Source organism: Angustibacter peucedani (genome assembly GCF_054779595.1).
Map to the genome: position 1 here is coordinate 33410 of NZ_BAAGXY010000012.1, position 14716 is coordinate 48125.

General features: G+C 74.3%; 15 protein-coding genes. 3 read left to right on the forward strand and 12 right to left on the reverse strand.

Annotated features, from left to right (window positions below; all coding sequences use genetic code 11):
- Positions 1–4 precede the first annotated feature (4 nt).
- Entirely contained in the window at positions 5–1093 is a 1089-nt protein-coding gene (gene kdd / locus ACYVJ4_RS03670; protein ID WP_460458752.1) for an L-erythro-3,5-diaminohexanoate dehydrogenase, read from the reverse strand.
- Positions 1094–1181: 88 nt separating this feature from the next.
- Between kdd and ACYVJ4_RS03675 the strand changes: the two genes are divergently transcribed.
- A complete protein-coding gene (locus tag ACYVJ4_RS03675; RefSeq protein ID WP_460458753.1) occupies positions 1182–2666 on the forward strand; it encodes a KamA family radical SAM protein in 1485 nt (494 codons plus the stop codon).
- A 40-nt stretch (positions 2667–2706) separates the two neighbouring features.
- On the opposite strand, the gene ACYVJ4_RS03680 is transcribed toward ACYVJ4_RS03675, so the two are convergent.
- Both ACYVJ4_RS03680 and ACYVJ4_RS03685 read right to left on the reverse strand, forming a co-directional pair.
- Positions 2707–3147: an Lrp/AsnC family transcriptional regulator gene (locus ACYVJ4_RS03680; RefSeq protein WP_460458754.1), complete on the reverse strand. Its 441-nt coding sequence runs from the start codon at positions 3145–3147 to the stop codon at positions 2707–2709.
- Positions 3148–3164: 17 nt separating this feature from the next.
- Positions 3165–4319 (reverse strand): acyl-CoA dehydrogenase family protein, encoded by a 1155-nt coding sequence (locus ACYVJ4_RS03685; protein WP_460458755.1) that lies wholly within the window; start codon positions 4317–4319, stop codon positions 3165–3167.
- A gap of 94 nt (positions 4320–4413) precedes the next feature.
- Between ACYVJ4_RS03685 and ACYVJ4_RS03690 the strand changes: the two genes are divergently transcribed.
- Positions 4414–5364 carry a 5'-3' exonuclease gene (locus ACYVJ4_RS03690; protein ID WP_460458756.1) on the forward strand — a complete coding sequence of 317 codons (951 nt, stop codon included), beginning with the start codon at positions 4414–4416 and terminating at the stop codon, positions 5362–5364.
- A 118-nt stretch (positions 5365–5482) separates the two neighbouring features.
- Here ACYVJ4_RS03690 and ACYVJ4_RS03695 read toward each other — a convergent pair whose 3' ends face one another.
- From ACYVJ4_RS03695 to ACYVJ4_RS03730, 8 genes are all read right to left on the reverse strand, one after another.
- Complete coding sequence (locus ACYVJ4_RS03695; RefSeq protein ID WP_460458757.1) at positions 5483–8236, reverse strand: DEAD/DEAH box helicase; 2754 nt, start codon at positions 8234–8236, stop codon at positions 5483–5485.
- A 4-nt stretch (positions 8237–8240) separates the two neighbouring features.
- Complete coding sequence (locus ACYVJ4_RS03700; protein ID WP_460458758.1) at positions 8241–9167, reverse strand: diacylglycerol/lipid kinase family protein; 927 nt, start codon at positions 9165–9167, stop codon at positions 8241–8243.
- A 25-nt stretch (positions 9168–9192) separates the two neighbouring features.
- Positions 9193–10035 (reverse strand): twin-arginine translocase subunit TatC, encoded by an 843-nt coding sequence (gene tatC / locus ACYVJ4_RS03705; protein ID WP_460458759.1) that lies wholly within the window; start codon positions 10033–10035, stop codon positions 9193–9195.
- A 12-nt stretch (positions 10036–10047) separates the two neighbouring features.
- Positions 10048–10323 (reverse strand): Sec-independent protein translocase subunit TatA, encoded by a 276-nt coding sequence (tatA, locus tag ACYVJ4_RS03710; protein ID WP_460458760.1) that lies wholly within the window; start codon positions 10321–10323, stop codon positions 10048–10050.
- A gap of 43 nt (positions 10324–10366) precedes the next feature.
- Positions 10367–10633, reverse strand: coding sequence for a hypothetical protein (locus ACYVJ4_RS03715; RefSeq protein ID WP_460458761.1), 267 nt, complete (start codon positions 10631–10633; stop codon positions 10367–10369).
- Between the two features lie 54 nt (positions 10634–10687).
- Entirely contained in the window at positions 10688–11035 is a 348-nt protein-coding gene (locus ACYVJ4_RS03720) for a hypothetical protein (RefSeq protein ID WP_460458762.1), read from the reverse strand.
- Positions 11036–11159: 124 nt separating this feature from the next.
- On the reverse strand, positions 11160–12128 hold the full coding sequence (locus ACYVJ4_RS03725; protein WP_460458763.1) for a helix-turn-helix transcriptional regulator: 969 nt from the start codon (positions 12126–12128) through the stop codon (positions 11160–11162).
- The gene (locus ACYVJ4_RS03730; RefSeq protein ID WP_460458764.1) at positions 12125–13099 is read right to left on the reverse strand and encodes a helix-turn-helix transcriptional regulator; all 975 of its coding nucleotides are present in this window, start codon (positions 13097–13099) and stop codon (positions 12125–12127) included. Before ACYVJ4_RS03730 ends, ACYVJ4_RS03725 begins: the two co-directional genes overlap by 4 nt.
- Positions 13100–13251: 152 nt before the next feature.
- Between ACYVJ4_RS03730 and ACYVJ4_RS03735 the strand changes: the two genes are divergently transcribed.
- Positions 13252–14301: a DUF3866 family protein gene (locus ACYVJ4_RS03735; protein ID WP_460458810.1), complete on the forward strand. Its 1050-nt coding sequence runs from the start codon at positions 13252–13254 to the stop codon at positions 14299–14301.
- Here ACYVJ4_RS03735 and ACYVJ4_RS03740 read toward each other — a convergent pair.
- A complete protein-coding gene (locus tag ACYVJ4_RS03740) occupies positions 14294–14674 on the reverse strand; it encodes an FKBP-type peptidyl-prolyl cis-trans isomerase (protein ID WP_460458765.1) in 381 nt (126 codons plus the stop codon). The genes ACYVJ4_RS03735 and ACYVJ4_RS03740 overlap by 8 nt on opposite strands.
- Between the last annotated feature and the right edge of the window lie 42 nt (positions 14675–14716).

The following is a 14716-nucleotide window of genomic DNA, read 5'->3' on the forward strand; positions in this document are numbered from 1 at the left end:
CCGCTCAGCCGCGCTCGGCCTGCAGGCGCTGGTCGAACAGCGCCCGCACGCCGGCGTCGCGGCGCAGGAGGTCCAGGGCGTAGGCCGCGTGGCCCGGCACGTAGCCGTTGCCGACCAGCATCGTCACGTCGGCGGCCAGGCCCTCGGCGCCGAGCGCCGCCGCGCTGAACGACGTGGCCATCGAGAAGAAGACGACGGTGCCGCCCTCGGCCGTGGCCAGCACGGCGCCGTGCTCGCAGCCCGGGACGTCGACGCAGACCACCGTGACGTCGGCGGACCGGCCGAGCGCCTGCACCACGGCGGTGCTCAGCGCCACCGGGTCGCGCGCGTCGGCCAGCGCCACGTGGTCGGCCACGCCCGCCGCGAGCAGCCGCTCGCGCGCGGCCTCCGGCGGCACGACGCCCACGCTGGCCGCGGCGCCGGCGTCGCGGGCGGCGGCCAGGGCCAGGGAGCCCGACTTGCCCGCTCCCCCGACGACCGCGACGGTCGGGGCGAGACCGCGCTCGACGTACTGGCCGACCACGCGGGCCACCAGGGCGGGCGCGCCGCAGACGTCCATGACCATCAGCGACAGCGCCGGGTCGAGGTCGTCCGGCAGCCGCGCCGCGATGGACCGGCCGAACAGCACGGCGTACCCGCTCGCCGGCACCTGCTCGCCCAGGCCGTCCCAGCGGGCCAGGCCGTCGTCCAGGTGCAGCGGGGTGAGCGAGAGCGACACGAGCGTGGCGACGCGGTCGCCGACGGCCAGGCCCAGCGGGCTGTCCGGGCCGACCTCGTCGACGGTGCCGATGAGCATGCCGCCCGAGCCGGTCACCGGGTTCTGCATCTTGCCGCGCTCGGCGACGATCGACAGCACCTCCTCGCGCACGCCCGCGCCGTCGACCACGCCGTCGGCGCCGGTGTGCGCGCCCTCGAGCTGGCGGTAGGAGGCCGCGTCCAGGTTCAGCGTCTCGACGCTGATCCGCACCTCGTCCGGCCACAGCTCGCGGCGGGCGTCGAGGCGCCGCGCGGCCTGAGGCAGGACGCCGGCCGGCTCGAGCACGCGGTGCAGCCCGACGGGCGACGCCGGGGTGCCGGGGGTGGCCTGGGACACGCTGGTTCTCCTCTGGACGACGGATCGTGCGGACGAAGTTACGGCAAGATGTTCGTGTCGCGGGACATCTTCCCGTATCGTGCCAGGTGTGAGCGAGAAGATCGAGCAGCCCTACGCCTACCGCCGCCGCGAGCTCGTCGAGCCGGACTGGACCCGTTTCGCGGGCTGGCGCGACGTCACGGCCGAGCAGTGGGCCAGCGCCCAGTGGCAGCGCACCAACTGCGTCAAGAACGTGCGCCAGCTGCGCGGCGTCATGGGCGACCTGCTGGAGGACCGGTTCTACGCCGACCTCGAGCACGACCAGGCCGAGCGGGCGACGATGTCGATGCTGGTGCCGCCGCAGATGCTCAACACCATGGTGCCCGCCACCGGCGTGTTCGACGACGGCGTGATGCCCGCCGCCGGCGCGGCGTTCACCGAGGCGTTCTACGCCGACCCGGTGCGCCGCTACATGCTGCCCGTGTTCAGCGACCGCCGCACCGACTGGCCGAGCCACCCCTTCGCCACGCGCGACTCGCTGCACGAGCACGACATGTGGGTGGCCGAGGGTCTGACCCACCGCTACCCCACCAAGGTCCTGGCCGAGCTGCTGCCGACCTGCCCGCAGTACTGCGGGCACTGCACCCGCATGGACCTCGTCGGCAACTCCACGCCCGTCGTCCCGAAGCTGAAGTTCGACCTCAAGCCGGTCGACCGCTACGACGCGATGATCGACTACCTGCGCCGCACGCCGTCCGTGCGCGACGTGGTCGTCAGCGGCGGCGACGTCGCCAACATGCCGTGGAAGAACCTCGAGGCCTTCCTGGTGCGCCTGCTCGAGATCGACAACATCCGCGACATCCGGCTCGCCACCAAGGCGCTGATGGGCCTGCCGCAGCACTGGCTGGCCGAGGACGTCGTCGAGGGCGTCGGGCGCGTGGCCACCACCGCCCGCGAGCGCGGCGTCAGCCTGGCGATCCACACCCACGTCAACAACGCGCAGTCGGTCACCCCGGCGGTCGCGGCGGCCTCGCGCGCGATGCTGCAGGCCGGCGTCCGCGACGTCCGCAACCAGGGCGTGCTGATGCGCGGGGTCAACGACACGACGTCCCAGCTGCTCGACCTGTGCTTCGCCCTGCAGGACGAGGCCAGCATCACGCCGTACTACTTCTACATGTGCGACATGATCCCGTTCAGCGAGCACTGGCGGATGTCGCTGGCCGAGGCGCAGCACCTGCAGCACTCGATGATGGGCTACCTGCCGGGCTTCGCGACGCCGCGCATCGTGTGCGACGTGCCCTTCGTCGGCAAGCGCTGGGTGCACCAGGTGCACACCTACGACACCGACCGCGGCATCTCGTACTGGACGAAGAACTACCGCACGTCGATCGAGTCCGAGGACGTCGAGGCGCTCAGCCGCGAGTACGTCTACTACGACCCGATCTACACGCTGCCCGAGGCCGGCCAGGCGTGGTGGCGCGAGCACGGCGACAGCGACTCCGCGCACGCCGAGGCCGTCGCCCAGGCCGAGGCCAGCCGCACCGCCGCGGCCGCCCAGGCCGAGGACGTCGCCAGCCACGCCGTCCACGCCTGAGCGCGGGCCCCGAGCTCGACGCGGACCCGGCCCCCTGCCCCTAGACGGCGGGGGGCCGGGCCTCGTACGGCGTCGACAGGACGACGGTCGTGCGCGTGCGCACGTGCGCGGCCGCGCGGATGCGGGCCAGCAGGTCCTCCAGGTCGCCCGGCGAGGCGACCCGCACCTTCAGGATGTAGGACTCCTCCCCCGCGACCGAGTGGCAGGCCTCGATCTCGGGCAGGTCCGCGAGCTTGTCCGGCGCGTCGTCCGGCGCCGCCGGGTCCAGCGGGGTCACCGAGATGAACGCCGTCAGCGGCAGCCCGATCGCGTCCGGCGACAGCTGCACCGCGTACCCCGTGATGACGCCGCGCTGCTCGAGCCGGCGCACCCGCTGGTGCACGGCCGACGTCGACAGGCCGGTCGCCCGGGCCAGGTCGGTGTAGCTCATCCGGCCGTCTCCCGACAGCAGCCGGACGATCTCGCGATCCGTGTCCTCCACGGCGGGAGCGTAGCGGGTCAGTGCTTGGCCAGGTGCCGCCCGATGACCAGGCGCTGCACCTGGTTGGTGCCCTCGACGATCTGCAGCACCTTGGCCTCGCGGAACCAGCGCTCGACCGGGAAGTCGCGCACGTAGCCGGCTCCGCCGAGCACCTGGACGGCGTCCGTCGTCACCTTCATGCAGGTGTCCGTGGCGAACAGCTTGGCCATCGCGGCCTGCACCGAGAACGGCTGGCCCGCGTCGCGGCGGCGCGCGGCCGCGAGGTACAGCTCGCGGGCGGCGCTGATCTGCGTCGCCATGTCGGCGAGCATGAACGACAAGCCCTGGAAGTCGATGATGCGCTGGCCGAACTGCTGGCGCTCCTTGGCGTAGGCGGTCGCGGCCTCGAAGGCCGCCTGCGCGATGCCCACGGCGCACGCCGCGATGCCCAGCCGGCCCGAGTCCAGCGCCGAGAGCGCGATGGTGAAGCCCTGGCCCTCGGTCCCGACCAGCCGGTCGGCGTCCACGTGCGCGCCGTCCAGCAGCACCTGCGCGGTCTGCGACGACCGGTAGCCCATCTTGCGCTCGGGCGGTGCGGCCGACAGGCCCGGCGTGGCGGCGTCCGCGAGCAGGCACGAGATGCCGCGCGGGCCGTCGTCGCTGGTGCGCACCATGAGGTCGTAGAAGTCCGCGACGCCGCCGTGGGTGATCCACGCCTTGGTGCCCGTGACCTCGTAGGCCGAGCCGTCGTCGGTCTTCACCGCCTTGGTGCGCAGCGCCGCGGCGTCCGACCCGGACGTCGGCTCGGACAGGCAGTAGGCCCCGAGCTGGTCGCCCGAGAGCATGCCGGGCAGCCAGCGGTCGCGCTGCTCGTCGGTGCCGAACTGCGCGAGCGGGTAGCACGACAGCGTGTGCACGCTGGCGCCGAGGCCGACCGCGCCCCACGCCGCCGACAGCTCCTCCAGCACCTGCAGGTAGACGGCGTACGGCTGCCCGCCGCCGCCGTGCTGCTCGTCGTAGGGCAGCGAGAGCAGACCGGCCTGGCCCAGCTCGCGGAAGACCTCGCGCGGGAAGGTGCCCTTCTCCTCGTGGTCGTCGACCTGCGGGGCGAGCCGCTCGTCCGCGATCTCGCGCACCAGCGCGAGCAGGTCGTGCGCCTCGTCGGTGGGCAGGTCTCGCTCGACGGCGGTCACGCGGGTCTCCGGGGTGCTCGGTGCAGCCTCGTCGCTGCCAGGTACTAGGACGTCCGACCAAATCTACCGCGCGCGACGTGCGAGCATGACCGCCATGGCTCGCGACCGGCTCATGCTCCTGGACTCCGCGTCCCTCTACTTCCGCGCCTTCTACGGCGTCCCGGACTCGATCACCGCGCCGGACGGCACCCCCGTCAACGCCGTGCGCGGGTTCCTCGACATGATCGCCACGCTGGTCACCGGCCAGCAGCCCACGCACCTGGTGGCCTGCTGGGACGACGACTGGCGCCCGCAGTTCCGCGTCGACGCGATCCCGTCGTACAAGGCGCACCGCGTGGCCGCGCCGCGCCCGGCCGGCCAGGTCGACGTCGAGGAGGCGCCCGACCTGCTGCTGCCCCAGGTCCCGGTCATCGTCGACCTGCTCGCCGCGCTCGGCATCGCCCGTGTCGGGCACGCCGGCTTCGAGGCCGACGACGTCATCGGCACCCTCGCCGAGCGCGCGGCGTCCGCGGGCCGGGCCGTGGACGTCGTCACCGGCGACCGCGACCTGTTCCAGCTCGTCGACGACGACCGCGCCGTCCGGGTCCTCTACACCGCCAAGGGCGGCGTGCGGAACCTCGACGTCGTCGACGAGGCCCGCCTGCATGAGAAGTACGGCATCCGCGGCGGCCGCCAGTACGCCGGCATGGCGGCCCTGCGCGGCGACCCCAGCGACGGCCTGCCCGGCGTCCCCGGCATCGGCGAGAAGACCGCCGCCGCCCTGATGAACCGCGCCGGCGACTACGACGGCCTGCTGAAGGCGCTCGCGGACGACGACACCGACGTCCTGGGCGGCAGCGCCACCAAGCTGCGCGGTGCGGCCGACTACCTCGCGGTCGCCGGGACCGTCGTCGACGTGGTGCGCGACATCCCGATCGCGGACGTCGACGACCGCCTGCCGAGCGAGCCCGCCGACCCCGAGGCGCTGCTGACCCTGGCCCGCACCTGGGGCGTCGAGAGCAGCGTCGAGCGCGTCCTGCACGCCACGGGCTGGACCGGCACCTGACCTGCTCGCCGCGGGGTGCCCACGAACGGGCACGACGGCGACTCGGCTCTCTCGCCGAGCACGGTCGGGCGCGTCGCCCCGCCGTTGCGCATGTTCCTGGTGCGGTGCGGAACGACGGTCAGCCGGGGATCGAGTGGCCGACGACGCCGCGCAGCACGCCGTCGACGGCCTGGCGCGCGGCCCGGCGGACGTCGACGTCCTCGGTCGCGCCGAGCACCTGGCCCAGCAGGTCGACCAGCTGCTTGCAGCGGCGCACGAAGTCGCCGGCGGCGAGGTCGCTGTCGCGCAGCACGGTGTCGAGGGCCTGCCCGCCGGCCCAGCGGCGCATGGCCGAGGCCAGGCCGGGGTCGGGCTCGCGCAGGGTCGCCAGCCGGTGGTCGCGCTCGACCGCCTCGAGCCGCGCCCACTCGCGCGCCGTCGCGTCGAGCGCGCGGCCGACCGGTCCGCCCGGCAGGTGCGCGAGCCCGCCGTCGTCTCGCCGGGTCTCGTGCACCAGCGCCGAGAGCACGGCCGCCAGCCCGGCGCCGTCCAGGCCCTGCCACGCGCCCGAGCGCAAGCACTCGGCCACCAGCAGGTCGTGCTCGGAGTACAGCCGGCGCAGCCGCTCGCCCGCCGCGGTGACCCGCGACCGCTCGTCGAGGTAGCCGAGCTCGGCCAGCACGCCGCACACCCGGTCGAAGGTGCGGGCGACCGAGCTGGTGCGGCTGTCGATCCGCTTCACCAGCCCGTCGGTCTCGCGCCGCAGCCTGGTCCAGCGCTCGCCCCACCGGGCGTGGTCCTCGCGCTCGGGGCACGCGTGGCAGGGGTGGGCGCGCATCTGCCGGCGCAGCTCGACCAGCCGCTGGTCGTCGCCGGGGTCGCCGCCCGCTCCCCCGCGGCGCCGACGTCCGGGCGGGTCGTGCGGGACCGCCTGGCGCAGGGTCGAGGCGAGGTCGCGGCGCGACTGCGGGTTGCGCGCGTTGAAGTTCTTGGGCAGCCGGACGTTCGTGACGTGGTCGACCGGGCCGGTGAGGTCGGCGAGGGTGAGCCGGCGCACCTGGCGGTCCTCGCCGAGCACGTGCGGCTTGGGGCCGTCGAGGCCGATCGCGCGGTCGGGCTCCACGACCACGACGTAGCCGGCGCGGCGTCCGCCCGGCACCCGCAGCACGTCGCCGATACGCACCCGCTCCAGGCTCTGCACGGTCTCGGCCCGGCGCCCGCTCTGCCGGGCGCGCGACAGCTCGGCCTCGCGGTCGGAGATGGCGCGGCGCAGCGCGGCGTACTCGGAGAACTCGCCGAGGTGGCAGGTCATCGCCTCGGCGTAGCCGTCCAAGGCTTCCTCGTGGGTGCGCACCTGCTTGGCCAGCCCCACGACGGCGCGGTCGGCCTGGAACTGCGCGAACGACGTCTCGAGCACCTCGCGCGCCCGCTCGCGGCCGACCTGCGCGACGAGGTTGACGGCCATGTTGTACGTCGGGCTGAAGCTCGAGCGCAGCGGGTAGGTGCGGGTCGAGGCGAGGCCGGCCACCGAGCGCGGGTCGAGACCCGGGTGCCACAGCACGACCGCGTGCCCCTCGACGTCGATGCCGCGCCGTCCGGCCCGGCCGGTCAGCTGGGTGAACTCCCCCGGCGTGACGTCGGCGTGCGTCTCGCCGTTCCACTTGACCAGCTTCTCCAGGACGACGGTGCGCGCCGGCATGTTGATGCCCAGCGCCAGGGTCTCGGTGGCGAACACGCAGCGCACCAGGCCGGCGGCGAACAGCTGCTCGACGACCTCCTTGAAGCTCGGCAGCAGCCCCGCGTGGTGGGCCGCCACCCCGCGGGTCAGCCCGTCCAGCCACTCCCAGTAGCCCAGGACGTCGAGGTCGGCCGGGCCGATGTCGCGCGTGTGCTCCTCGGCGAACGCCCGGATCCGGTCGCCCTCCTCGGGCGTCGTGAGCCGGACGCCGGCCGCCAGGCACTGCTGCACGGCCGCGTCGCAGCCGGCGCGGCTGAAGATGAAGGTGATCGCCGGCAGCAGGCCGGCCCGGTCGAGCTGCTCGACGACGTCCGCCCGCCGGGGCACGCCGTGCGCCGGGCCGCGACCGCGGGGGGCGTGCCGGGACGACGACCGGCCGCGCCCGCCGCGCCCGCGCGGGTCGCTGCGCTCGCGGCGCTGCTCGTCGCGCGCCAGCTGCAGCAGGTCGGGGTTGACCTTGCTGTCACCGCCGCCGCCGTCGACGAACAGGTCGTGCATCCGGTGCCCGACGAGGACGTGCTGGTACAGCGGCACCGGGCGATGCTCCTCGACGACCACCTCGGTGTCGCCCCGCACGGTGTCGAGCCAGGCGCCGAACTCCTCGGCGTTGCTCACGGTGGCCGACAGCGACACGAGCCGGACGTCGTCCGGCAGGTGGATGATGACCTCCTCCCACACCGCCCCGCGGAACCGGTCGGCCAGGTAGTGCACCTCGTCCATGACCACGAACCCGAGGCCGGCCAGCGTCGAGGAGCGCGCGTAGAGCATGTTGCGCAGCACCTCGGTCGTCATGACGACGACGTCCGCCTCGCCGTTGACCGTGGTGTCGCCGGTCAGCAGCCCGACGCGGTCGCTGCCGTGCACCGCGACGAGCTCGGCGTACTTCTGGTTCGACAGCGCCTTGATCGGCGTGGTGTAGAAGGCCTTGCGTCCCGCGGCCAGGGCGAGGTGCACCGCGAACTCGCCCACGACGGTCTTGCCGGCGCCGGTGGGAGCAGCCACCAGCACGCCGCGACCGGCCTCGAGCGCCCGGCACGCCCGCACCTGGAAGTCGTCGAGCTGGAACCCCAGCCGGTCGCGGAAGCCGCCCAGCTCGCTGCGGTCGTCGGCCTGGCGGCGGCGGGCAGCCGCGTACTGCTCGGCGGGGCTGGGCACGGGCTCAGGCTACGTCGGCGGGGACGAGCACGCTCAGGCTGCTCGGCACGACCTCGACCTCGAGCGGCAGCGGGCCGAACCGCTCGCCGTCGGCGTAGGCGACGATGTCGTCGGTCTGCAGCCGCACCCGGCGAGCCCGCTTGACCGTCACGGCCGGGTGCGTGATGTGCGCCCCGCTGAACACCTTGGGGAAGACGGTGAGCAGCCGGGGCACCGACATCGGGCCGACCACCAGGACGTCGAGCAGCCCGTCGTCGTAGCGCGCGTCGGGCGTGATGTGCATGCCACCGCCGTACCGCGTGCCGTTGCCCAGCGCGACGAGCATCGCCTCGGTGACCCAGGACTCGCCGTCCAGCTCGAGCTCGTACTTCAGCGGCTTGAAGACGGGCAGCTCGCGCGCGATCGCGAGGTTGTAGCGCATCTTGCCGCGCGGCCAGGCCCAGCCGTTCGCCCGCTCGTTGACCACGGCGTCGAACCCGCCGCAAAGGACGCCCGCGAACCACTGCGGGCCCTCGCCGGTCCAGTCGACGCGGCGGACGGCGTCGATGCGTCGAACGGTGCCGGCGGTGATGACGTCGACGGCGGCCGGGATGTCGCGCACCGGCAGGCCGAGCGAGGCGGCGATGTCGTTGCCCGTGCCGGCCGCCACGACGCCGAGCGGCGTGCCCGTGCCGGCGCACGCGTTGACGCCGATGTTGACCATGCCGTCGCCGCCGACCACGACCAGCGCGTCGATGCCGCTGGCGACCGCGGACGTCGCGCGGTCGGCGGCCTCGCGGGCCGTCTCGCTGGTCACGTCGAGGACGTCGTAGCCGGCCTGCACCAGCCGCTCGCCGGTGGCGACGCCGAGCGCGGCGGCGCGGCCCTTGCCGGCGCTGGGGTTGACGGCGATCGCGACCCGGCGCGGGCCGGTGCCTGGAGTGCTGCTCACGGGGGTGGACGCTAGCGCTTCGCGGTCACAGCTCGCTGGCCTGGTCGTCGTCCAGGGCCGCGTAGTCGGGCTCGGTGCTCGAGCGCGCGCGCCGGCGGTCGAGCAGCAGGCAGATCCCGATGGCGATCGCGAACAGCAGGCACATCGAGCCCGCGAGCAGCAGCATCGAGGTGACCTCGGGCGTCGGCGTGGCGACGGCGGCGAACAGGAAGCAGACGAAGACCGTGATCCGCCACTGGCGCAGCATGGTGCGGCCCGAGAGCAGGTGGGCCATGTTGAGCGCCACCAGGACGACGGGGATGACGAAGGCGATCCCGAAGGCCAGCACGATGCGGGTGACGAACGAGAAGTACAGGTTCGCCGTGATGAAGTTCGAGCCGCCCTCGGGGACGAAAGAGTTGAGGAACTCCAGCGCCTTGGGCAGGACGAACCAGGCCAGCGTGCCGCCGCCGAGGAAGAGCGGCAGCGCGGCACCGACGAAGCCGAACGAGTAGCGCCGCTCCTTGCGGGTCAGGCCCGGGGTGATGAACGCCCAGAACTGGTACAGCCACACCGGCGAGGCGATCACCACGCCGATGATCACGGCCACCTGCAGCCGCTGGTTGAACGCCGAGAACGGGTCGGCGTAGTTGATCGTCGTCGGCACGCCGTTGGCCGCGGCGCTGTCGGTGATCGGCTTCAGCAGCGCCTCGTAGAACCGCTCGGACAAGAACCAGCCCACGACGCCGCCGACCACGACGGCCAGCGCGCTGCGCACGACGCGGCGGCGCAGCTCGACCAGGTGCTCTCGCAGGGACATGCGTCCCTCGGGGTCGCGTCGTCCGCGACGCTCGGTCGGTGCGGCGGCGGGGAGGTCGCCGGTGCTCATCGAGGGGCGCTGCTAGGCGCGCGTGTCGCGCTGCTCCGAGGCCGCGGCCGGACCGGGGACGTCCTTGGGCTGGTCGACGACCCGGCCCTCGACCGGCGCCGGGCGCTCGGTGGAGGCGCGCTCGGAGGTGTCGTCGTCGTCCTGCATCTGCTTGATCTCGGACTTGAAGATGCGCATCGAGCGGCCCAGCCCGCGCGCTGCCTCGGGCAGGCGCTTGCCGCCGAAGAGGACGGCCACGAGCACGAGCAGGATGACGATGAACAGCGGGTGCTCGAACAGGTTCCTCATGCTGGTGTGCCCTCCGGGTAGCGGTTGCCCGCCAGTCTACGCGTCACCGGCGCCGTCGTCCGACGCCCGCGCCGGGACGCGACCGGGACGGCCCAGCGGTGTCGGGCAGCGTCGAGGGGTCGGACAGCACGGACGCGGCCGGGCGGTACGGGGCCTGGATCGGCTCGAGCAGCCGGGAGACCTGCTCGGCGCTCGTGCCGAGCTGGCGGCCGAGGGCGATGCCCTTCTTGACCACGTGCCAGCCGACGAGGGCGAGCGCCATCGCTGCTCCCACGAGCAGGAGCGCCCAGACGAGGATCCACCACCACACAGGTCGCACCCTACGGGGTGCAGCGCGGCGGGGCGGGTCGAGAGGTCGGGCGGGTCAGGCGCGGGTGCGGACGCCGGGGCGCAGCGCGGTGAGCGCGGCCACCGGGTTCTCGGCCTGCTCGAGCCAGAGCGCGAAGTCCAGGACGTCGTCGTAGGCGATGGCCGGGCCGTCGTGCTCCTCGAGGGCCTCGGCCGGGACGGTCCAGCGCTCGACCTTGACGCCGCCGGTGCGCAGCAGGCTGACGACCTCGGCACCCGCGGGCTTGCGGACCTCGTCGCTGCACTGGTCGCACGTGAAGGAGTAGTAGGACCAGTCGGCCACGGTGCACACCACGAGCCGGACCTGGGCCGCGGTGAGCTCCACGTCCCCGCAGCACGGGCAGGACGCCTTGATCGTCGCCATGGTTCACCGCCTCCTTCGACGGGGATCGAGCCCTCTCGCGAGGCCTCGGACCGGTGCGCCGCAGGGGCTGGATGCGTTCCCTGCGATGCCTTCCCCACCTGGATCGGCAGCGACCGGCGCGAACTTAACCGCCGTCTGCGGCGTACCCCGCGAGGGCCTCGCGCGCGGCCGCCCGGACGTCGTCCGCCAGGCCGGGCGGGTCGACGACGCGGCCGGTGCCGCCCAGGCGCAGCACGAGCTGGCGCAGCCAGGCGAGGTCGCCCGTGCGCACCGTGACCCGCAGCCCGCCGGTGCCGTCCTCGACGACGTCCTCGACCGGGTAGTAGTCGACGACCCAGCGGGCGGCGGGGCGCAGGTCGAGCGTGACGACGTGGTCGTCGGGCCCGGGCTCGAACAGCTCGCCGCCGAGGTCGCGGCCCTGCGCGGTCGCCGGCGGGGTGCCGTCGACGTCGAGCACCGTGGCGCCGACGACCCGGTCGAGCCGGAACAGGCGAACGCCCTCGGCGCGGTGGCACCAGCCCTCGAGGTACCAGAGGCCGTCGACGTGCAGCACGCGCATCGAGTCGACGTCCCGCTCGGTGGTCTCGTCGCGGTGCGGCACGAGGTAGGACAGGTGCAGCCGGCGCCGGCGGCGCAGCGCGTCCTCGACGGTCTCGAGCACGGCCGGGTCGAAGATCCGGCCCAGCGAGACCTGCACCGACCCGGCCGGCTCCCCCGCCGTGCCGGACGCCGCCTCGAGCTTGGCCAGCGCGCGGCTGACGGCGTCGCGGTCGCCCAGTCCCGGGACGTCGAGGAGCGTGCGCAGCCCGACGATCAGCGCCAGCGCCTCGTCGACGCCCAGCCGCAGCGGGCGCGAGATCGCGTCGGCGTTGCCGACGTAGACGAACCCGTCCTCCCAGTCGGCCTCGATCAGGTCGTCGGGCAGGTGCCCGGGAAGCCCGCAGACGAAGAGCAGCTCGAGGTCCTTGACCAGCTGGCGCTCGTCGACGCCGAACTCGGTGGCGGCGTCGGCCAGCGGCACGCCCTGGTGCGACAGCAGCCACGGCACCATGGCGAGCAGCCGCGACAGCCGCTCGGTCGCGCTCTCGCTCACCGGACCACCACCGCATCGTCGGCGACCGCGGTCAGCCGGCGCACCACGCTCTCGCGCAGCCCGTGCGGCGACCGCGCGACCACGGCGGCGCCCAGGCCGACCAGCTCCTCGGCCAGCACCTCGACGTCCCCGAACTCGACGTCCAGCAGGTCCCAGCCCTCGCCGTCCGGCCTCACGGCCGTCGCCCGGCGGCGCAGCGAGTGCGCCGCGCCGGTGCGGGCGCGCAACGTCGCGACCTCGGCCGGCCGGTCGGGCACGCTCTCACCCACCATGACGCGCGGGACGTGGTCGGCGGGCACCTCGTACTCCCCCGGCCGGCCGATCCGCACGACGTCGCCCTCGACGCGCGAGAGCCGGTAGACGCGTGCGGCCCCGCGGTCGCGGTCGTGGCCGGTGAGGTACCAGCGGCCCTTGCGGCTGGTGACGCCCCAGGGCTCGACGTGCCGGACGGCGACCTCGCCGGTGCCGGCCGTGCGGTAGGTGAACTGCACGGGCACGCGGTCGCGCACGGCGGCCCACAGCGGGTCGAACGCCGGCTCGGCGGTGCGGATCCGCGGTTCGAGGCCGATCAGCGAGCCGTCGTCCTGCGGGGCGCCGAGGGCGGTGAGCTTGGTCAGAGCGCGGGTGGCGGGGCCGGCCAGGCTGGCCTGCTGCCACACCCGTGAGGCCAGGCCGAGCACCGCCAGCTCGTCCGGCTCGAAGACCACCTGCGGCAGGGCGTAGGCGTCGCGGTCGACGCGGTAGCCGACCTCGTCCTCGAACAGCGCGTCCTCGTTGCTGGTGACCAGCGGGATCCCGAGCTCGCGCAGCTCGTCCTTGTCGCGCTCGAACATCCGCTCGAAGGCCTCGGTCGAGGTGTTCTCGGCGTACTGCGGCACGGCCTGGCGGATCTGGGCCTTCGTGAGCGGACGGCGGGTGCTCAGCAGGCAGATCACCAGGTTGAGCAGCCGCTCGGTCTTCGCGCTGGACATGACCTCTCCTCCCCGGTGCGGAACCTACCGGACGTCGTCCGCCTGGCTACCCTCGGCACGTGAGCGACGCGCCGACCGAGCAGCCGATCGACCGACCCGCCGCCGGCGGCACCTCGGCCCGGGTCGCGTGGCGCTCCGGGACCGTCGCCGAGGTGGTGCGCCGCTGGTCCGGCACGGTCGAGCTGCAGGTGCTCGTCGAGGGCGCAACGCCGGTGCGCGCACTGGCCTTCCCCGCCCTGGTGGGCGAGCCGGCGGCGGGCGACCGGGTGCTGCTCACCACCGGCGCGCTCGAGCGGGGGCTCGGCACGGGTGGCTTCGCGCTCGTGGCCGCCCTCCCGGACCGGCTGCCCGCGCCGCAGCCGGGCGACGGGCACCTGGTGAAGGCGCGGTACACCCCGCTGCAGGCCATGGTGCTCGGCGTCGACGAGCAGGGGTCGCCGCACCACGAGCTGCTGCGCGAGGCCGACGACCTGGCGGGGACGCCGGTCGTCGTGGCCGACCTGCACTCCGCGCTGCCCGCCGTCGTGGCCGGCGTGCGCACGGTGCGGCCGGACGCACGGGTCGCGTACGTCATGACGGACGGCGGGGCGCTGCCCGCGTGGTTCTCTCGCACCGTCGACGAGCTGCGGACGGCGGGCTGGCTCGCGGGGTGCGTCACGGTCGGCCAGGCGTTCGGCGGCGACCTCGAGGCCGTCACCGTCCACACCGGGCTGCTCGCCGCGCGGCTGGTGCTCGGGGCGGACGTCGTGGTCGTCGCGCAAGGACCGGGGAACCTCGGCACGGGCACCCGGTGGGGCTTCTCGGGCGTCAGCGCGGGCGAGGCCGTCAACGCCGCGGCGGTGCTCGGCGGGCGCGCCGTCGCCAGCTTGCGGGTCTCGCAGGCCGACCCGCGCGAGCGGCACCTCGGCGTCTCGCACCACAGCCTGACCGCCTACGGACGCGTGGCGCTCTCGCCCGCGGACGTCGTCATGCCGCTGCTGGACGGCGACCTGGGCGCCCGCGTGCGCGAGCAGGCGGGGACGATCACCGAGCCGGCCGGGCGCCACCGGCTGGTGGAGGTGTCCGTCGACGGCCTCGTCGACGCGCTGCGCGGCTGCCCGGTGCGGCTGAGCACGATGGGTCGCGGCCTGGCCGAGGACGAGGCGGCCTTCGTCGCCGCCGCGGCGGCCGGCGTGCACGCCGGCCGCCTGCTCGTCAGCTGACGTCGACCAGGTCGACGACGAAGATCAGCGTCTCGCCGCCCTTGATGGCACCGCCGGCGCCACGGTCGCCGTAGCCCAGGTGCGGCGGGATGACGATCTTGCGCCGTCCGCCGACCTTCATGCCCTGCAGGCCCTGGTCCCAGCCCTGGATGACCTGGCCGACGCCGAGCCGGAAGCGCAGCGGCTCGCCGCGGTTCCAGGAGGCGTCGAACTCCTCGCCGGTCGAGTGCGCGACGCCGACGTAGTGCGCGAGCACCGTGCTGCCCGCGGTGGCCTCGGCGCCGTCGCCCTCGATCTGGTCCTCGACCACCAGCTCGGCGGGCGGGGTGTCACCGGGGAAGTCGATCTCGGGCTTGCTGCGGTCGAACGCCATGCGGGCCTCCTGGGAGGGTGGTCGGGGTGCGTGGTGGTGCGA